A 17,890-nucleotide genomic window follows, 5' to 3' on the forward strand; every position below is an offset into this window, starting at 1 on the left:
TCAGCGATAATCGATGACCGCGTCGCGGCGAAGATCGCGCAGCAGCGTCTGCGCACGCAAATTGACGCGCGTTTGCTCCATCTGGCGCTGGATCGCCTCAGCTTGCGGCAAGTCGCCGTTACGCGGATCGTCGCGGCCGCACACCACCAGCGCGCGGACGCCGTCCTGCGCCGATCCGAACGGCGGCGTCGCCTGGCCGACCTGCAGCTTCAGCATGATTTCCTGCAGCGCGGGCGGCAGGTCGCGGATCGACACCGCGTCGCTGTCGACCACTTCGGCGCCGATATCGCCGGCGATCTTGGCCACGCCGCCACAGCCCTGAATGGTCTGCACCGCTTTGGCGAACTCCGCCGCGCGCGCGGTGGCGCCCGCCTGGGTCGTGCCGGCGGGGAACCGCACCGTCAGCTGCTTCAGGGCGAGGCGCGCATCACGCGGGTCGGCGGTCAGCACCTGCCTTTTGTCGACCAGGTACAGGATCGAAAAGCCGCCCGGCACTTCGATCGGCCCGGCGACCTGGCCGACCTGCATCGACGTTGCCGCGGCGGCGAGCGAATCCGGCAGCTGCGCAGCACGAACCCAGCCGAGATCGCCGCCGACCGCGCGGGTCGAGGCTTCGGAGGAGTTACGCGCGAAATATTCGAACGGTGCTTCGCCCTTTTGAATCTTCTCGATCATCTGGCGCATGGTGGCATTGACCTGCTGCGCGCGTTCGGGAGTTGCCGACAGATAGATTTCGCTCACATGGAATTCGTCCATACCCTTCGACGCCTTGATGCGGTCGAGAATACCCTGCACTTCCTCGTCGCTGACATTAACGTTGGGTTCGACCTTGCGACGCAGATAGCGCTGCCAGGCAAGTTCGCCCTCGATCTGGCGTTTCAGTGATCGCTCGGACGACCCGACGGAGCGCAGATAGGTACGCATCTCGGCCGGGCTGCGCTTGAAGTTCCGCGACACGCGGTCGAAGCTCTGAGTGATCTCCGGCTGCGTCACCGTGATGTCGCTGGTCTTGGCTTCCTGGATCTGCAGCGTCTCGTCGATCAGCTGACGCAGAATCTGCAGCTTGAGGCGATCCCTGTCCTCTGCGCTGAGCTTGAGTTCATTGGCCGAAACGATCAAGGCCACGCGCTGGTCGACATCGGTGCCGGTGATGACGCTGTCGTTGACGATTGCGGTCGGCTTGCGGACGTTCGGGTCGACCTTGCCGAAAATCTGCATATTGGCGGGAATGTCGAGACCGGTACTCGGAACGCTGTTGTCGCTCACGGTTTGTGCGGCCACGGTGCCGGCAACCGCAAGGCCCGCCAGGAAAGCAACCGCGCGGCCGGTCCGGGCCGCCTTCGTCTTCGAAATCATCACGTCGTTCAATATCCCATATCGCGCCGTCGCGTCCCGGCGGTAAATCCATGAAACAGGGCAGGTGAACCCAAGCTTAGCGGCCAAGATTCTTGAATGCCAGACTCAACAGGAAGCTATTGCCGGCGCGGGCGTCGCCGGCATTCTGATAATCGCGCTTCCAGGTCAGGCCAAAGCGCAGACAATCATCTTCATAATTGACGCCGACACGGTGGCGAACGGGAGAAAAACCATCCGACGCCGACAGCGGATCCTCATTGCGATCGGTCAGGTCGAAGACCGCAGAGCCGAATAGCGACCAGAAGCGCGCAACCTGGACCCGGCCGGCAAGCCGCGCTTCCTCGCGGTCCTGCAGGTCTTCAAGCGCCGGATCGATGTTCCGGTTGAGCCGCAAATAGCCGACCAGCAGATAGGTACTGCGCGACCCGACGGTCAGGTCGAGCTCGTTGCGACGCACCGCCAGACTGTCCTTGTCGAGCCGGTAGCGCTGTGTGAACGACACGAAATCGCGGAAGCGGATCTCGTTGCGGCCGACAATGTCGGAAAAACGGTCGGTCAGGCCGGTCCCGTCCGGAAAGATTACCGGTCGCTGACCCAGGCGATAGCTTTGCCCGACATTGGTCTTGATCGACAGGCCCGGCAGATCCAGCGCCCAATCCAGACCATAGGTGAACCGCGTCGCATCCTCGAACCGGTCATAACCGGGGAAGCGGTTGAGCGCGAACAGGTTGGAATCGTCGAGATCGACCGCACGCGCGTCTTCATTGGGAATGTCGAGATTTTCGGTCTTGGGCGACGCTGCGATCTGAAACCGCGGTGTCAGGCGCTGCGTGCCACCCAGGAATTCGCCGATGAACGGCCATTTCACATCGATCGCGACCGTGCCCATTACGCGGCCATGCACACCTTCGGTGCCGCGATAGCTCGGGATCGTCGTGGCGAGCGTGTCGTTCGCGTTGTAGACATCGCCGCGGGCGAAGGCAGTGAAGGTCACTTCCTGTCCGAACGAGGTCAGCTTGCGCAAATCCCAGCGCGCACTGGCGAAAGCGCGCTGCGTATCCTCGCCATGGGTCCGCGTGATCGCCAGCGTGTTGACCTGAATCTGAAACTTGCCGCCAAGCAGGCCGTCATTGAAACGACGGCGATAGTCGAGTTCGGGCAAGGCGATCGGCTGCTGGCTCTGATTGTCGTTGATGCGCAGCGTCTGCACCGCCCAGCCGGTGATGGCGAAATAGCTGTCCGCATCGATCCGCTCCAGGCTCGCGGTCGAGCGGAGCCGGTCGTCATTGGAGATGTCGTACCGGCGCAAGAAGGTGCGGTCCGTGGCCAGCCGTAGCGAGGCCTTCACACTCCAATTCTCGTCGAACTGATACCGGGCGACGCCGTCGAGATAGCCGCGAAACGCCATTTCCGTCACCAGCGGCGCTGCCGAGCCGAGATCGTCGCTGCGCCGGCTGACCGTTGCATAGGCACCGATACGGTACGCCCCCTTGCTGTCGAGCGCGCTGTAATCGGCCTGAAGCATCGGCAGAGCGTTGCTGAACACGCGCGGCGTGACGATCAGGCCGCGATTGGGCGCCAGGCGGAAATAATAGGGTTGCGAATATTCCAGGCCGTTGACCCGGCCGTAGCGGAAATCGGGGCTCAGCAAGCCGCTCGCGCTGCCGTCGCTGACCGTGTGCGAGAATCTCGGCAAAGGGATCGACGGCAGGCCGAACAGGTTGATCTGCGCACCGTCATAATAAACCCGCTCGCGGTCGGGGCGATAGACGATCTTGACGGCAGTGATCTTCCAGGACGGCTCCTTGGGGCACCCCTTGGACGTGGTCACCGCGCAGGGCGTGAAGGCGGCATCGTCGAGCGTCACCGTCTCATCCAGTGCCCGCGTGCCCTTGCGCGCGGCAAGGCGGCCGCCGCGTTCAAGCACGATCAGCATATTGTCGACCACGCCGTCCTTCAGGGAATCGGTCAGGTCGATCGAATCGCCATAGGCAGTATCGCCACCCGGATTGGTCACCGCGACATTGCCGGTCGCAAGGACCTTGCCGGTGTTGCGGTTCCACACGACCTTGTCGGCCCGCAGCCGGTCGCCGCCGCGATACATGCGGACATCGCCATTGGCCGTCACAACCTCATTATTGAGGTCGTATTCAAGCGTGCCGGCGGTGAACTGCACCTGTTCATCGGTCGTCGGCAACGGTGTTGCGGAGGGCGGTGGCGGCGGGACGGTACGCGTCTGCAGGTCCTGCGCCTGCACACCCGGCGCAAGAATCAGGGCGAGCGGCGTCACACCGGCCAGGGCACACGTCAAAAGCAGATCGGAACGCTTCACGTCGGGAAACACACCCCCAGACGCGCCGGAATGACGCGCGAACGCTTGCCCTATCGCATCACGAGACGTCCGCCGCAATCTCGCTGAGACATGGAGTCGGCGGCCGCGGGCACTTTGCCAGTCTGGCTTCGCTGGCCTAGAGGGGGCGACTCATCCCCCAATCTCAATCGACCGAGGTTTCCATGCAGATCCTTTTCTCCGCCGCTCCCGCCGATTCCGGCACGCCGCTTGCGCTGCTGGTCGAAAAGGATGCGCTGGAGCGAGCGACGTTTCCGGGGCTTGATGATGCAGCGCGCAAGATCGCGCTGGGCGCGGCGCGCAGCAGCCGGTTCGACGGCGAAGCTGCTGGAATTGCCGAAGTCTTTGTCGGTGCAGGCGATGGCGTACGCCGGATTCTGCTACTCGGCGCCGGCAATGGCAGCGAAGCGGATTATGAAAAGGCCGGCGGCGCGCTGACCGCCCGACTGCTCACCTCGGGCGTCGAGGCCGTGACGGTCGATTTTGCCGGCGCGGATCCCGCGCCCAAGGCCGCCGCCCGGTTCGCGGCCGCGGCGGCGCAGCGCAGCTGGCGGCACGATATCTACCGCACCAAGCTGCCCGAAAAGGCCAAGCCGACGTTGACCTCGATCACTTTACTCAACGCGCCGGAAGGCACCGAAGCGGCCTGGTCGCATCAAAAGGCGTTGACCGAAGGACTGGAACTGACCCGTACGCTGGTGGCCGAGCCGCCGAACGTGATCTATCCGGAGAGCTTCGTGGCCAAAGTGCTGGCCGAGACCCAGGGCCTGGGTCTCGAAGTGACCGTGCTCGACGAGGCGGCGATGCGCGATCTCGGCATGGGTGCACTGCTCGGCGTCAGCCTGGGCTCGGCCCGCGAAGCGCGGCTCCTCGCGCTGAAATGGAACGGCGCAGGTGAGGGCGACCCCGCGGTGGCACTGGTCGGCAAGGGCGTGACCTTCGACACGGGCGGCATTTCGCTCAAGCCCGGCCCTGGCATGGAAGACATGAAATGGGACATGGGCGGCGCCGGCGCGGTGGTCGGAGCGATGAAGTCGCTCGCCTCGCGCAAAGCCAAGGCCAATGTGATCGGCGTGTGCGGCCTGGTCGAAAATATGCCCGATGGCGCCGCGATGCGCCCGGGCGACGTCATCACATCGATGTCGGGCCAGACGATCGAAGTGCTCAACACCGACGCCGAAGGGCGCCTGGTACTGTGCGATGCGCTGACCTGGGTACAGAAAACGCACCGCCCCAAGACGATCGTCGATCTCGCGACGCTCACCGGCGCGATGATCATCAGCCTGGGCAATGAACATGGCGGCTGCTTCGCCAATGACGATTCGCTTGCCGACGAACTGCTCGCCGCGGGCAAAGCGTCGGGCGACCTGTTGTGGCGCTTCCCGCTGTCGGACACCTATAACAAGCTGATCGACAGCCCGATCGCCGACATGAAGAATGTCGGTCCGCGCGGCGCGGGTTCGATTACTGCAGCGCAATTTTTGCAACGCTACATCGAAACCGGGGTGCGCTGGGCGCATCTCGACATCGCCGGCATGGTGTGGGCCGACAAGGCGGGCGCGACCTTCGACAAGGGCGCGACCGGCTATGGCGTGCGCCTGCTCGACCGCTTCGTCGCGGACAATTTCGAAGGCTGATGCCAGAATCGATGCAGGTTGATTTCTATCATCTGACCGTCACGCCGCTCGACCGGGCCTTGCCGCAAATTGCGGAGAAGATATTGTCGGGCGGCGGGCGGTTGCTGATCGTCGCCGAAAGCGGCGCACAGCGAGCGGCGCTCGACCGGCTGCTCTGGGCCTATTCGGCCGAGAGCTTCCTGCCGCATGGCGAGGCGGGTGGTGAAGGCGACGCGCACCAGCCGATCCTGATCGCCACGGACACGCTTGCCGCCAATGATGCGCGCTATATCGCGCTGGTCGATGGCCTCTGGCGCGAGGAAGCGCTCGGCTTCGATCGCGCGTTCCACTTCTTCGATGGCGACCGCATCGCCGAAGCGCGCAGCGCATGGAAGGCGCTCGCTGATCGTGACGGGATCGAACGGCGCTACTGGAAACAGAATGACAATGGTCGTTGGGAACAGGCTGCTTAATCGCAGCGATCTTGCATTGAGGCGGGGCCCCGCCTAGAGAGCCGCGACTTTCCGCCATTTTCGACATCATTCAAGATACAGGAGCTTCACGGTCATGGCCGCGAACCGCACGTTTTCGATCATCAAGCCCGACGCCACCCGCCGCAACATCACGGGCGCCGTCACCAAGATGCTGGAGGAGGCCGGCCTGCGCGTCGTCGCATCGAAGCGCATCCAGATGACCAAGGATCAGGCCGAGGGCTTTTACGGCGTTCATCGCGAGCGCCCGTTCTTCAACGACCTGGTCAACTTCATGATCTCCGGCCCGGTCGTCGTGCAGGTGCTGGAAGGCGAGAACGCCGTGCAGCGCAACCGCGACATCATGGGCGCGACCAATCCGGCCAATGCCGATGCCGGCACGATCCGCAAGGAACTGGCCGAATCGATCGAAGCCAATTCGGTCCATGGTTCGGACAGCGACGAGAATGCGGCGATCGAGATCGCTTATTTCTTCAAGCCAGAAGAATTGGTCGGCTGAAGATGCAGTGGCGCGTGCGACAGGCCGGTCCGGAAGACGCGGCCGCCCTATCGCTCGTCGCCAATGCGGCGTTTCTCGATACTTATGCGTTGGTGCTGAGCTGTGCCGATTTGCTGGCGCATTGCCAGAAGAATAACGCGGTCGAGGTCTTTGCCGACTGGACCCGCGATCCCGGGACGATCGTCACGTTGGCCGAGGTCGAACCCGGCGGCGCGCCGGTCGGTTACGCCGTACTGACCACACCGGATTTTCCGATCGAGCAGCAGCCCGGCGATATCGAGCTGCGCCGTATCTACACGATGAAGCAGACGCACGGCTCCGGCGTGGGTCCTGCGCTGATGAGGCGCGCGGCCGAGGATGCGATCCGGCTAGGCCATCGCCGCATGTTGCTGGGCGTGTGGGAATATAACGCCCGCGCCCGCGCCTTTTACGAGCGCAACGGCTTCACGATGATCGGCACGCGCCGCTTCGAGGTCGGCTCCGAGGTCCATGAAGACCCGGTCTACGCGCTCACCCTCTAGGTTATTTCGCGGGCTTGGGTTTTTCACGCGCCCAGATCGCATCGAGCCGCGCCTTCGATCCGGCCCGTTCGCGCAGCATCAGCCCTTCGACATGGAGTGCCCGCCCGAGCAGCATGCGGCCCTTGGTCTTCCACACCACGTCATAGATCGCGGTATCCCGCCGTTCGGTATCGGCATCCCAATAGCTGGCGGTGATCAGTACGGGCAAGCGCCCTTCCTGGCTGTCAGGGCCATTGTCGGTCAAGCTCAGCAACGGGCCCGAGAACCAGCTCGCCTCGATCCGCGGCTCCAGCACACTGTTCTGCGCAGCGATGCCCAGCGCTGACGGGAAAGTGACATCGATATTCTGGACGTCGTGCGCGGCATCGGACAGTTTCAGGCGGTCGCCGCCTTTTTCCACGGTGCCCTTCAGCATGACCAGCGTGCGGACCTTGGCCTCGCTGGCCTTTTCCACTTGCTTCGCCTGATCGTCGGCACGGCGGTCGGACCAGCTCATCCACAGTCCGGCGGCGGCAATGATCAGCCCGGCGACGCCGACCAGTTCGGCCAGCGTGACCCAGCGCCGCCGCGTCGCGGCTGCTTCGGCGCGATCGACCGCCTGCTGCGTGACGGTCTCGATCGATGGTGATGGTTGGGGAGGGGCCGCAGCGGGTTCTGGCGGCATGTCCGGCGCGGCGGGCGTTTCGTCGTTCATCGTCCACCAGCCTCCAGCAATCGGCGCGGCGCGACCATTTCCCAGCTCGTCGCGATCCGGTCAGCAACGCGGTCCCAGTCGAGATCCACGCCATCCAGCCGCATCGCAATCCAGCCGGAAGGGCCTAGATAGGGCGGCGAATAATAGAAATCCGGGTCGGCCTCGATCAGCATCTGCTGCTCCTCAAGTCCGCTCGTCTTGACGATCGTGACCGTTTCGCCGTCGCCATGATGATTGTGCCAGAAATAGGCGAAAGCCTTGCCCTTTTCGATGAAGAATCCGGGCGAGCCATGCGACAGTTTCTCATAGGTCGAGGGAAATCCGAGCGCGGCGTCGCGGACCTTGGCGAGTACGGATTCGGGATCGGGACTCATCGCGCGACAAAGTCTGCCAGAACTTGCGGGTAAAGGCGATGCTCGGCGGCCAGCACGCGTTCCGCGAGCCGATCGGGGGTATCGCCGGGCAGGATCGGAACCTCGGCCTGGCCAAGCACCTCGCCGGCATCAAGCTCTTCGGTCACGATATGAACCGAACATCCGGCGACCGTATCGCCCGCATCGATCGCGCGCGCATGAGTGTCGAGGCCTTTATATTTGGGCAGCAGCGACGGATGGATATTGACGATCCGGTCACGCCAGCGTGCGACGAAATCATCGGAGAGCAGGCGCATATAGCCAGCCAGCGCAATGCTCTCGACGCCTGCCTCGCGCAACGCGGCATCGATCATTGCCTCGTAATCGGCCTTGGGCATTCCCTTCGGGGATTGGGCAAAGGTCGCGATACCGTTGGTTCTGGCCCAAGCCAGGCCAGCGGCGTCGGGCTTGTCCGAGGCGATGAGCGCGACCTGGTAAGCGGCGTTGGGCGCCTTGGCAGCTTCGGCCAGCGCCATCATGTTCGAGCCGCGGCCCGAAATCAAAATACCGACCTTATGCAAGGTGCGTCGCTGTCCAATCGGCGCGTGCACCCCAGGTTTCGATCGATCCGCTCACGGTGCAGCCGCGCTCGCCTGTCTCGATCGTGCCGATCGTGAAGACCGTCTCACCGCCGGACTGCAGCGCGACAGTCACGGCGGACGCCTCTTCGGCAGCCACGACTACCGCCATGCCGATCCCGCAATTGAAGGTGCGCGACATTTCTTCGGGTTCGATCGCTCCCTGCGCCTGCAGGAATGCCATCAACCGGGGCTGCGGCCAGGCATCGGCATCAATTCGCGCATGCACGCCCGCGGGGAGGACACGCGGCACATTTTCCAGCAGCCCGCCGCCGGTGATATGGGCCAGTCCCTTGATCCGTCCCTCGGCGAGCACCGGCAACAGGCTCTTCACATAAATCCGCGTCGGCGCCATCAGTGCGTCGATCAGCAACATCTCCTGATCGAACAGTGACGGGCGGTCGAGTTTCCAGCCCTTGTCGGTGGCCAGCCTGCGGACCAGCGAGAAGCCGTTGGAATGCACGCCGGATGAGGCAAGCCCGAGAATCACGTCACCCGCCGCGATGTCGCGCCCGGTCAGCACCCGGTCGCGCTCAACCGCACCGACGCAGAAGCCGGCCAGGTCATAATCTCCCGGCGCATACATGCCGGGCATTTCAGCGGTTTCACCGCCGATCAGCGCACAGCCGGCCTGAAGGCAACCATCGGCAATCGAGGCGACGACGCGTTCGGCGACTGCGGAGTCGAGCTTCGCGGTGGCGTAATAGTCGAGGAAGAAAAGCGGCTCGGCGCCCTGAACGATCAAGTCGTTGGCGCACATCGCGACCAGATCGATTCCCACGCCGTCATGTCGGTCGTGCTCGATCGCCAGTTTCAGCTTGGTGCCCACGCCGTCATTGGCCGCAACCAGCAACGGATCGACGAAGCCGGCGGCCTTCAAATCGAAGAAACCACCGAATCCGCCGAGATCGGCATCGGCACCGGCGCGGCGCGTGGCCTTGGCCAATGGTCCGATCGCACGCACCAGCGCGTTGCCGGCGGCGATCGAGACGCCCGCTTGGGCATAGGTATAGGGTGCATTACCCGGTTCAGTTTCACTCATCCTTGCCGCCTAACCATATCTCGCTTGGATTTCCACGCTTGCTTCGCCAAAAGGGCCGCAATGTTTGTCCGCCGCTTTCTTCGCCCGTCCCATCTGGCTCTCACGCTGGCGCTTATCGCGACCGGCGGGATGGTGATCGCGCAGGCCGATGCACCAGACCAACCAATGACCGCAGCCGACGGGTCAGGCAGTTTCGAGGTTAGCGGCATCCAGGTCGACGTGACCGGCAAGACTGCCGACGCGGCGCGCTATGCCGGGTGGAAGGTCGCACAGCGCAAGGGCTGGGCGATGCTGTCGAAGCGCCTTGGCGGCGGCGGCGGGACGCTGTCGGACGGAACGCTCGATTCGATGGTCTCGGGGATCGTGATCGAGGACGAGCAGATCGGCCCCAACCGTTATGTCGCGCGCCTCGGCGTATTGTTCAGCCGCGCCCGTGCCGGCGGCCTGCTTGGCGTTGGCGGGCAGGCGCTGCGATCGCCGCCGATGCTGGTCCTTCCGCTGCAATGGTCCGGCGGCACTGGGCAGGTTTTCGAGCGAAAGACCGATTGGCAGGAAGCCTGGGGCCGCTTCCGCACCGGCAATAGTGCGGTGGACTATATTCGCCCCGCCGGTACCGGTCCGGATGCGATGCTGCTCAACGTCGGCCAGGTTGGACGACCCGGACGCGGCTGGTGGCGTACGATCCTCGACCAATATGGCGCATCGGACATTCTCGTGCCGGTGGTGCGGCTGTATCGCCAATGGCCGGGCGGCCCGGTAGTCGGCGTGTTCGAAGCGCGACACGGGCCCGACAATCACCTGATCGCCAAGTTCAGCCTGCGCGTCGGCAGCGGCGACGGCCTGGACGCGTTGCTCGATGCCGGGGTCAAGCGCATCGACGAGGCCTATCAGTCGGCACTGCAGTCCGGCCTGCTCCAGACCGACTCGAGCCTTGCGTATGTGCCGCCGCCGGTTGCGCCGACGGTGATCGAGGACCTGCCGGACGACGAGACGACGCTCCCGGGCGCGACGGGACCAACCCCGACCGGCGAGGCGCGGTCGATCGTGTCGATCCAGTTCGATACACCAGGAGCTGGCGCCGTATCGGCAACCGAAGCGGCTATGCGCACGATTCCCGGTGTGCGCTCGGCGCTGACCAGCAGCCTTGCACTTGGCGGCGTATCGGTGATGCGGGTCGGCTATGACGGCGATCCGGCGGCGCTTCATGCCGCGCTCGAATCGCGTGGGTGGCAGGTCCAGGGTGTCGGCACGACATTGCGCATCCGGCGTGGGGGGCAACCGTCGCAAGGCGGCACACCGGCCCCGACGCCCGCGGAAAACGCGACCGGCTGATGAGCCAGATCGCGCTGCCGTTCGAATGGCCAGCCGACCCGCGTGACGACGAGTTCCTGGTCAGCGAGTCGAATTCCCGTGCTGTCCAGCAACTCGAGCATTGGGCGTCCTGGCCGGTCATGTCGGTGGTGCTCACCGGCCCGCGCAAATCGGGCCGCAGCCTGCTGGCGCGCATCTTTGCCGCAAAAAGTGGCGGGACGATCATCGACGATGCCGAACGACAGAGCGAGACGGCGTTGTTCCACGCCTGGAACCGCGCGCAGGAGACGCGTCACCCGCTGGTCATCGTCGCGGATGCCGCACCGCCCGAATGGACGGTCAAGCTGGCCGATCTACGCTCGCGCCTGACCGCGAGCCCGATCGCGAAGATCGGTGCGCCGGACGACGTACTGATGCAGGCGCTGTTCGAGCGCATGTTCCTGCGCCGCGGCCTCGATGCGCGGCCCGATTTGATCCAATGGCTGCTCGCGCGGGTCGAGCGCAGCCATATCGCCCTGCTCCGCGCAGTGGATGCGCTCGACCAGGAAGTGATGGAACGCCGGAAACGCCTGTCAATCCCGCTCGCACGCGCGACTTTGTCGGAAATCGGGCTTATCACCGACCGGGCGCCCGAATCGCACCCCCCAATACCCCTGACGCCAAAGATTCAGACGAAAGCCTCCCATGACCCGTCCCGCCCATATCGCGCGCCTTGATGACGACGACGATCCCTTTGCGGAGGGCGGCGACAGCGAACGGTATTTCAACCGGGAGCTTTCCTGGCTGGCCTTCAACCGTCGCGTGCTCGAGGAAGCATGCAACACCGCACATCCGTTGCTCGAACGGCTGCGTTTCCTGTCGATCTCCGGTTCGAACCTGGACGAATTCTTCATGGTCCGCGTTGCCGGCCTGAAGGGGCAACTGGCGCAGGATGTCGATCGCCGCTCGGCCGACGGGATGACTGCCGGCCAGCAACTGGCCGCTGTGGTGAGTGAGGCGGATGCGCTGGTGCAGAGCCAGCGCGAGGTATGGCGCGATCTGCGCCACCAACTCACCGAAACCGGGATCGAAGTGCTGGGATCGAAGACGATCGATGGTGCGGTCGATGTCGCCGACCTGTCCTGGCTCGAAACGCATTTCCGCGAACAGATATTCCCGATCCTGACGCCGCAAGCGCTCGACCCGGCGCATCCATTCCCGTTCATGCCCAACAAGGGGCTGGCGGTGATGTTCGACCTGGTTCGCCAGTCCGACAACGAGCCGATTCGCGAACTGGTGATGCTTCCTGCGACCATGGCGCGCTTCGTGCGGCTGCCCGATAGGAAAGGGTCTGGCGACCGCGCACGTTATGTCGCGATCGAATCGCTGGTGAAGCGGTTCTCGGTGTTGATCTTCCCAGGCTATGACGTGCACGGCGCGGCCGAATTTCGCGTACTGCGCGACAGCGATATCGAGATCGAGGAAGAGGCCGAGGATCTCGTCCGCTACTTCGCCAATGCGATCAAGCGTCGCCGGCGCGGGCGCGTTATCCGGCTCGAGCTCGAATCGGGCATGCCGGAGCGGCTGTCTTCGGCGCTGCGTGACGAACTGGGGGGCGCGGATTCTTTCGTGACCGAAGGCGGCACCTTTCTTGGCATCAACGATCTGGATGCGATCGTCGACGAAGATCGCCCGGACCTGAAGTTCACACCGTACAGCCCTCGCTTCCCGGAACGGATCCGGGAGTTCGGCGGCGATTGCTTCGCGGCGATCCGGTCCAAGGACATCGTTGTCCATCACCCGTACGAGACGTTCGAGGTCGTGCTCGCTTTCCTGAAACAGGCCGCAGCCGATCCCGATGTCGTGGCGATCAAGCAGACATTGTATCGCGCCGGGAAGCAGCCCGCCGTCATCAATGCACTGATTGCGGCCGCTGAATCGGGCAAATCGGTTACCGCCGTGGTCGAATTGAAGGCTCGTTTCGACGAGGAGCAGAATCTCGTCTGGGCCTCCGCATTGGAGCGCGCCGGCGTCCAGGTCGTCTATGGCTTCATGGAATGGAAGACGCACGCGAAGGTGTCGATGGTGGTGCGGCGCGAGGCCGGGCAATTCCGTACCTATTGCCACTTCGGCACCGGCAATTATCATCCGGTCACCGCAAAGATCTATACCGATCTCAGCTTCTTCACGGCAGATCCGCGCCTCGGTCGCGATGCGGCGCAGATGTTCAATTATGTCACCGGTTATGTCGAACCGCAGGACATGGCGCTGATCAGTCTGTCGCCTCGCGATCTGCGGCCCAATCTTGTCGCAATGATCGACGCCGAGATCACCAATGCCAAGGCGGGCGAGCCCGCGGCGATCTGGGCGAAGATGAACTCGCTGGTCGATCCGGCGATTATCGAGAAGCTGTACGAGGCAAGCAATGCCGGGGTTGAGATCGAGCTGATCATTCGCGGCATTTGTTGCCTCCGTCCGGGCGTGGCGGGAATGTCGGAACATATCCGCGTCAAATCGGTGATCGGCCGCTTCCTGGAGCATAGCCGCATCTGGGCGTTCGGGAATGGCAAGGCACTGCCCAATGACGGCGCGAAGCTGTTCATTTCCTCGGCCGACTGGATGCCGCGCAATTTCGACCGCCGAGTCGAATATATGCTGCCGATCGAGAATGCGACGGTGCATGACCAAATTCTCGACCAGGTGATGGTCGCCAATCTGATCGACAATGAACAAAGCTGGGAATTGCACGCCGACGGCAGCTATGTCCGTGACGATCCGGGCGACCGGCCGTTCAATCTGCACCGCTACTTCATGACCAACCCGTCGCTGTCGGGGCGCGGTGCCGCGCTCGAGCTCGGCGAATCCGTGCCGAAACTTTCGCTGCGTCGTCGGCGTTGAAGCCGGCGATGCCGACTCTCCCGTTCCGTAAGCCCAAGGCCGATTCGGCAGGGGAACCACGTACCGCGATCATCGATATCGGCTCCAACTCGATCCGCCTGGTGATCTATCAAGGCCCGGAGCGACTGCCCGCGATCCTGTTCAACGAAAAGGTCATGGCCGGGCTTGGTCGAGGCTTGTCGGAAACCGGAAAGATCGCCCCCGAAGGGTTGGTAAAGGCCGGCCATGCTCTGGCGCGCTTTGCTGCGGTCGCGCATGAGATGGAGGTCACCCGACTGCGCACCGTTGCGACTGCCGCGGTGCGAGAGGCCTCCAACGGCCATATCCTGCTCGACACCGCTCGGTCCCTCGGCCTCGACGTCGAACTACTGTCGGGCGAACAGGAGGCCATGGCCGCGGGCCAGGGCGTGCTGTCAGCGATCCCCGACGCCGATGGTATCGTTGGTGATCTGGGTGGCGGCAGCCTGGAACTGGTGCGCGTGTCGGATGGCGAGGTCCGCGACCGCGTGTCCTTTCCCTTTGGAGTGCTCCGGGTCGGGCCGATCCGCATCAAGGGCGGGCAGGGCGCACTCGAACGTCAGGTCGCCAAGGGGTTGAAAGGCGCGGGTTGGTCAGGACGCGGCCAGAAGCTGCCGCTCTATCTGGTCGGCGGCACCTGGCGGGCACTGGCGCGGCTCGACATGCATCTGAACGGATACCCGCTGCCGATCATTCATCAATACACCATGGCGCCCGCTGCGATCACGCGAATGAGCCGAACGATCAGTCATGTCACCAAGGGACGGCTGCGCGCCATCCCCGGCCTGTCCTCGGGACGCGCCGCGACATTGGGCGACGGCGCCGCCCTGCTGTCTGCTTTGTTCAAATATCTCGGCAGCGAAACGACGATCGTGTCCGCGTTCGGTTTGCGCGAAGGATTGCTGTACAGCCAACTCGACCCGATGATCCGCGCGGAAGATCCGCTGATCGTCGCGACGCGTGACGAGGGGCGTCGTCATGGTCGCTTTGCCGAACATGGCGACCTGCTCGATCGTTGGATCGCGCCTTTGTTCGCTGACGATACGCCCGGCATGGCACGGCTGCGTCATGCCGCCTGCCAGCTTGCCGATGTGGGCTGGCGTGCCAATCCGGAATTCCGCGCCGAACGCGGCGTCGAGATCGCGCTCCACGGCAATTGGGTCGCAATCGACGCGCCGGGTCGTGCCTTGATGGCCCAGGCATTGTTCACCAGCCTTGGCGGTGGCACGGAGACGCCACCACCGATCAACCAACTCGCGCCACCGGAGGACCTCAAGCGCGCGACGGCATGGGGGCTCGCAATGCGCCTCGGGCAGAGGTTGAGCGGCGGCCTTGCCGGGCCGCTGCAGCGATCGCGCCTCTTCGTCGGCGCATCGACGCTCGCGCTGCATCTGGAACCCGGCGACGCGCCCCTGTACGGCGAAGCCGTGGAGCGGCGACACAAGGCGCTGGCGGCAGCCCTTGGACGTGAACCATTATCGGTGTCGTCTTCCTGACGTCAGCCGGCATTCATCTTTTCCGAGCCAGTGAATATGCATCTGGAAGTGGGGAGGGGCGTGTGATCGATCGTCGGCAATTGCTTGTGACGGGCGCGCTGCTTGGCCTGAGTCCCGCAACAGGCTTCGCAAATGGACCGCCCGAGCAGGACAATCCGACCGTCGACGCCTTTGTGAAGGCGCAAGGGTTTCAGGGCATCGTCATGACGGGCCGAGCCGGCAAGCCAAACTATGCGCGCGCCTTCGGCATGGCCGATAGCGAGGCTGGGCGGCCGGCGACGATCGATACCCGTTACGCCATCGCCTCGATCTCAAAATGGCTGACGGCAGTGACGGTGCTGAGGCTCGTCGAGCGCGGAAAATTGTCGCTCGATGCGCCGATCACCGCCGTCCTGCGCGACTATCGGGCGGATACCGGCGCCAAGGTCACGCTTCGCCACCTGCTGTCGAATACCAGCGGCATCCCGAGCATGTTCCTGCCGGCCGCAAAGCTCGATCCGGACGTGCTGACCCGCGAAGTATCCGCTGCCGACGGAGTGAAATTGTACGCCTCCGCCGATCTGGCGTTCGAGCCCGGCAGCCAATTCGATTATGCGCTGACCAACTGGTTCATCATCACGGCGATGGTCGAGGCGGCAACCGGCCAGCCATTCCAGGAGGTAGTGCGTACAATCACATTGGATCCGCTGGGCCTGAAACACACCGATGCGACTCGAACGAGCCGCGATCTGCCGACCCCCGCGGCCTCTTATCGCGGTACGCCGCCGGCGCGTATGCAAGTGCGTCGTCTGGAGATCATGGCGGCCGGAGGCGGATATTACAGCAGCGCCGCCGACCTGCTGCGCGCAGCACATCTGGTGTTCGATACCGGTTTTCTATCGAGCACCTCGCTCCGCGAGCTGAAAACGATCAACGCGCCGAATGACAATTATGCGCTGGGCGGCCGTATCCGCTCGTTGACCATTGACGGGACAACCCGGCTGGCGGGGTGGGAAACGGGCAATACCGAAGGGTATCGCTCGGTGCTCGGCCACCGCTTCGACGATCGCTCGACCGTCGTCATTCTCAACAATACCGGCATGTCGCAGCGCACGCTCGACCTTTTCGCCGACAGCCTGTTCGGTGCCGCACCACCACCCGCGAGCTGACCTCAGGCTGATGTAACTCAGCCGCAGCTGAGCCGCTCGACCCGGCCCTGCGCGTCGACATAGACGTTCAGGCGATCCGCCCGGAAATCCATCGTCACCATCATCCCCGGCGTGATCCGGCGCACGGTGCGCGCACCGGCGCGACGCTTGGCGCTTGCCACCGTCCTGGCCGATCCCGGCCGGCCGATGAATTGCTGCGCCGGGTCGGCGTTGCAGGCGCGGGGTGGGCCGGGACGCTGGGGCGGGCCATCCATTGCGCAAGCCGACAACAGCAGCAACGGCAGCGAGGTTCCAAGAATCAGCTTCATGTCACGTCCTCCGTCCGGGTCATCTTGAGCTTGCCGTTTACCACAGCAAAGGCCAGTCGTCCTTCGACCAGGTCCAGCGCATCACGGCCGAACTGATCGAATCGCCAGCCTTGCAGGATCGGCAGGCCATCGCGCTGGCCCGCCGCCAGCGCCTCGAGATCCTCGCTGCGTGCAAGCAGGCGCGATGCGACATCGATTTCCTTCGACCGAATCTTGAGCAGCAGCTTGAGCAGGTCGGCGACCAGCGCCCCGTCCTTGCCAAGGCCGGGCTTGCGGTCGTCGCGCACCGGCATCTCGTCCGCCGACATCGGCACCGCTACCTCCAGCGCCGCCATCAGCCGCCCGCCAATGTCATTGCCCGCCCAGGTTGCGGACAGCCCGCGCACCTTCGCCAGGTCGCTCTGCTTGCGTGGCGGGTGACCGGCGATATCGGCAATCGTCTCATCCTTGACGATTCGGCCGCGCGGCAGGTCCTTGCTTTGGGCCTCAAGCTCGCGCCAGCGCGCCAGCGCCTTTAGTCGGCCGAGCACATCGGGCTTGCGGCCAGCGATGCGAATCCGCTTCCACGCTTCTTCGGGGTCATTGGCGTAATTGGCCGGATCGCCGATTCGCTCCATTTCCTGGTCGAGCCATTCGCCGCGCCCGGTTTTGCGCAGCCGCGCGAGCATCTTGGGGAAGATCTTCGCCAGATGGGTGACGTCGCCGATGGCATATTCGATCTGCCGCGCATCGAGCGGGCGGCGCGACCAGTCGGTGAACCGCGCGCCCTTGTCGACCACGATGCCGAGATAGGAATCGACCAGATTGGAGTAGCCGATCTGCTCGCCCTGGCCGAGTGCCATCGCCGCAACCTGGGTATCGAACAGGGGATGCGGCGTCTTGCCGGTCAGATTATAGACGATTTCAAGATCTTGGCCCCCGGCATGGAAAACCTTCAGCACGTCTTCATTGTTGACCAGCAGCTCGAGCAGCGGCGTCATATCGAGCCCCGCCGCCATCGGATCGATCGCCGCCGCCTCGTTCACATCGGCGATCTGGATCAGGCAGAGTTCCGGCCAGAAGGTGTTCTCGCGCATGAACTCGGTGTCGACGCAGACGAAGTCCGCCTGGGACAATCGGGCGCAGAGATTGGCGAGGGTCGCGCTGTCGGTGATCAGGTCATGGATATGCAT

At 64.1% G+C, this 17,890-nt stretch carries 17 protein-coding genes; 9 read left to right on the plus strand and 8 right to left on the minus strand.

Going from position 1 to position 17,890, the window contains the following annotated elements; all coding sequences use genetic code 11:
- Positions 1-1,356: a peptidylprolyl isomerase gene (locus tag H3Z74_RS08920; RefSeq protein WP_187763533.1), complete on the minus strand. Its 1,356-nt coding sequence runs from the start codon at positions 1,354-1,356 to the stop codon at positions 1-3.
- A 76-nt stretch (positions 1,357-1,432) separates the two neighbouring features.
- A complete protein-coding gene (locus H3Z74_RS08925) occupies positions 1,433-3,688 on the minus strand; it encodes an LPS-assembly protein LptD (protein WP_187763534.1) in 2,256 nt (751 codons plus the stop codon).
- A gap of 182 nt (positions 3,689-3,870) precedes the next feature.
- Here H3Z74_RS08925 and H3Z74_RS08930 point away from each other — a divergent pair, with 182 nt between their 5' ends.
- The 4 genes from H3Z74_RS08930 to H3Z74_RS08945 all read left to right on the plus strand — a co-directional run bounded on the left by H3Z74_RS08930 (position 3,871) and on the right by H3Z74_RS08945 (position 6,833).
- Positions 3,871-5,343, plus strand: a complete 1,473-nt coding sequence (locus tag H3Z74_RS08930; RefSeq protein WP_187763535.1) for a leucyl aminopeptidase — start codon at positions 3,871-3,873, stop codon at positions 5,341-5,343.
- 11 nt (positions 5,344-5,354) lie between these two features.
- A complete protein-coding gene (locus H3Z74_RS08935) occupies positions 5,355-5,795 on the plus strand; it encodes a DNA polymerase III subunit chi (protein WP_187764241.1) in 441 nt (146 codons plus the stop codon).
- Between the two features lie 94 nt (positions 5,796-5,889).
- On the plus strand, positions 5,890-6,312 hold the full coding sequence (gene ndk / locus H3Z74_RS08940) for a nucleoside-diphosphate kinase (RefSeq protein WP_187763536.1): 423 nt from the start codon (positions 5,890-5,892) through the stop codon (positions 6,310-6,312).
- Positions 6,313-6,314: 2 nt separating this feature from the next.
- A complete protein-coding gene (locus H3Z74_RS08945) occupies positions 6,315-6,833 on the plus strand; it encodes a GNAT family N-acetyltransferase (protein WP_187763537.1) in 519 nt (172 codons plus the stop codon).
- Position 6,834: 1 nt separating this feature from the next.
- On the opposite strand, the gene H3Z74_RS08950 is transcribed toward H3Z74_RS08945, so the two are convergent.
- From H3Z74_RS08950 to purM, 4 genes are read right to left on the minus strand one after another with little or no spacing between them, the layout of a single operon-like run.
- Positions 6,835-7,527 carry a hypothetical protein gene (locus tag H3Z74_RS08950; protein WP_187763538.1) on the minus strand — a complete coding sequence of 231 codons (693 nt, stop codon included), beginning with the start codon at positions 7,525-7,527 and terminating at the stop codon, positions 6,835-6,837.
- Positions 7,524-7,901 (minus strand): MmcQ/YjbR family DNA-binding protein, encoded by a 378-nt coding sequence (locus tag H3Z74_RS08955; RefSeq protein ID WP_187763539.1) that lies wholly within the window; start codon positions 7,899-7,901, stop codon positions 7,524-7,526. Before H3Z74_RS08955 ends, H3Z74_RS08950 begins: the two co-directional genes overlap by 4 nt.
- The gene (gene purN / locus H3Z74_RS08960) at positions 7,898-8,419 is read right to left on the minus strand and encodes a phosphoribosylglycinamide formyltransferase (RefSeq protein ID WP_187764242.1); all 522 of its coding nucleotides are present in this window, start codon (positions 8,417-8,419) and stop codon (positions 7,898-7,900) included. Before purN ends, H3Z74_RS08955 begins: the two co-directional genes overlap by 4 nt.
- 34 nt (positions 8,420-8,453) lie before the next feature.
- Positions 8,454-9,560, minus strand: coding sequence for a phosphoribosylformylglycinamidine cyclo-ligase (gene purM, locus H3Z74_RS08965; RefSeq protein WP_187763540.1), 1,107 nt, complete (start codon positions 9,558-9,560; stop codon positions 8,454-8,456).
- Between the two features lie 60 nt (positions 9,561-9,620).
- Between purM and H3Z74_RS08970 the strand changes: the two genes are divergently transcribed.
- The 5 genes from H3Z74_RS08970 (at position 9,621) to H3Z74_RS08990 (ending at position 16,410) form a co-directional block, all read left to right on the plus strand.
- On the plus strand, positions 9,621-10,892 hold the full coding sequence (locus tag H3Z74_RS08970; protein ID WP_187763541.1) for a heavy-metal-associated domain-containing protein: 1,272 nt from the start codon (positions 9,621-9,623) through the stop codon (positions 10,890-10,892).
- Positions 10,892-11,587, plus strand: coding sequence for an HdaA/DnaA family protein (locus H3Z74_RS08975; RefSeq protein WP_187763542.1), 696 nt, complete (start codon positions 10,892-10,894; stop codon positions 11,585-11,587). Before H3Z74_RS08970 ends, H3Z74_RS08975 begins: the two co-directional genes overlap by 1 nt.
- Positions 11,556-13,748, plus strand: a complete 2,193-nt coding sequence (locus H3Z74_RS08980; RefSeq protein WP_187763543.1) for an RNA degradosome polyphosphate kinase — start codon at positions 11,556-11,558, stop codon at positions 13,746-13,748. Before H3Z74_RS08975 ends, H3Z74_RS08980 begins: the two co-directional genes overlap by 32 nt.
- 8 nt (positions 13,749-13,756) lie before the next feature.
- The gene (locus H3Z74_RS08985; protein ID WP_187763544.1) at positions 13,757-15,262 is read left to right on the plus strand and encodes a Ppx/GppA family phosphatase; all 1,506 of its coding nucleotides are present in this window, start codon (positions 13,757-13,759) and stop codon (positions 15,260-15,262) included.
- Positions 15,263-15,324: 62 nt separating this feature from the next.
- On the plus strand, positions 15,325-16,410 hold the full coding sequence (locus tag H3Z74_RS08990; protein ID WP_187763545.1) for a serine hydrolase domain-containing protein: 1,086 nt from the start codon (positions 15,325-15,327) through the stop codon (positions 16,408-16,410).
- Positions 16,411-16,427: 17 nt separating this feature from the next.
- Here H3Z74_RS08990 and H3Z74_RS08995 read toward each other — a convergent pair whose 3' ends face one another.
- A complete protein-coding gene (locus H3Z74_RS08995) occupies positions 16,428-16,718 on the minus strand; it encodes an I78 family peptidase inhibitor (protein WP_187763546.1) in 291 nt (96 codons plus the stop codon).
- A complete protein-coding gene (gene rnd, locus H3Z74_RS09000; RefSeq protein ID WP_187763547.1) occupies positions 16,715-17,890 on the minus strand; it encodes a ribonuclease D in 1,176 nt (391 codons plus the stop codon). Before rnd ends, H3Z74_RS08995 begins: the two co-directional genes overlap by 4 nt.

The sequence above is a fragment of the Sphingomonas alpina genome (assembly GCF_014490665.1).
GTDB classification, from domain to species: Bacteria; Pseudomonadota; Alphaproteobacteria; order Sphingomonadales; family Sphingomonadaceae; genus Sphingomonas; species Sphingomonas alpina.

What these genes read in the sequence shown, in the direction of transcription:
- H3Z74_RS08920 (WP_187763533.1), bottom strand. Translation starts at nt 1,356, where the DNA reads ATGATTTCGAAGACGAAGGCGGCCCGGACCGGCCGCGCGGTTGCTTTC.
- H3Z74_RS08930 (WP_187763535.1), top strand. Translation starts at nt 3,871, where the DNA reads ATGCAGATCCTTTTCTCCGCCGCTCCCGCCGATTCCGGCACGCCGCTT.
- H3Z74_RS08935 (WP_187764241.1), top strand. Translation starts at nt 5,355, where the DNA reads ATGCAGGTTGATTTCTATCATCTGACCGTCACGCCGCTCGACCGGGCC.
- ndk (WP_187763536.1), top strand. Translation starts at nt 5,890, where the DNA reads ATGGCCGCGAACCGCACGTTTTCGATCATCAAGCCCGACGCCACCCGC.
- H3Z74_RS08945 (WP_187763537.1), top strand. Translation starts at nt 6,315, where the DNA reads ATGCAGTGGCGCGTGCGACAGGCCGGTCCGGAAGACGCGGCCGCCCTA.
- H3Z74_RS08950 (WP_187763538.1), bottom strand. Translation starts at nt 7,527, where the DNA reads ATGAACGACGAAACGCCCGCCGCGCCGGACATGCCGCCAGAACCCGCT.
- H3Z74_RS08955 (WP_187763539.1), bottom strand. Translation starts at nt 7,901, where the DNA reads ATGAGTCCCGATCCCGAATCCGTACTCGCCAAGGTCCGCGACGCCGCG.
- purN (WP_187764242.1), bottom strand. Translation starts at nt 8,419, where the DNA reads ATGATGGCGCTGGCCGAAGCTGCCAAGGCGCCCAACGCCGCTTACCAG.
- purM (WP_187763540.1), bottom strand. Translation starts at nt 9,560, where the DNA reads ATGAGTGAAACTGAACCGGGTAATGCACCCTATACCTATGCCCAAGCG.
- H3Z74_RS08970 (WP_187763541.1), top strand. Translation starts at nt 9,621, where the DNA reads ATGTTTGTCCGCCGCTTTCTTCGCCCGTCCCATCTGGCTCTCACGCTG.
- H3Z74_RS08975 (WP_187763542.1), top strand. Translation starts at nt 10,892, where the DNA reads ATGAGCCAGATCGCGCTGCCGTTCGAATGGCCAGCCGACCCGCGTGAC.
- H3Z74_RS08980 (WP_187763543.1), top strand. Translation starts at nt 11,556, where the DNA reads ATGACCCGTCCCGCCCATATCGCGCGCCTTGATGACGACGACGATCCC.
- H3Z74_RS08985 (WP_187763544.1), top strand. Translation starts at nt 13,757, where the DNA reads ATGCCGACTCTCCCGTTCCGTAAGCCCAAGGCCGATTCGGCAGGGGAA.
- H3Z74_RS08995 (WP_187763546.1), bottom strand. Translation starts at nt 16,718, where the DNA reads ATGAAGCTGATTCTTGGAACCTCGCTGCCGTTGCTGCTGTTGTCGGCT.
- rnd (WP_187763547.1), bottom strand. Translation starts at nt 17,890, where the DNA reads ATGCATATCCATGACCTGATCACCGACAGCGCGACCCTCGCCAATCTC.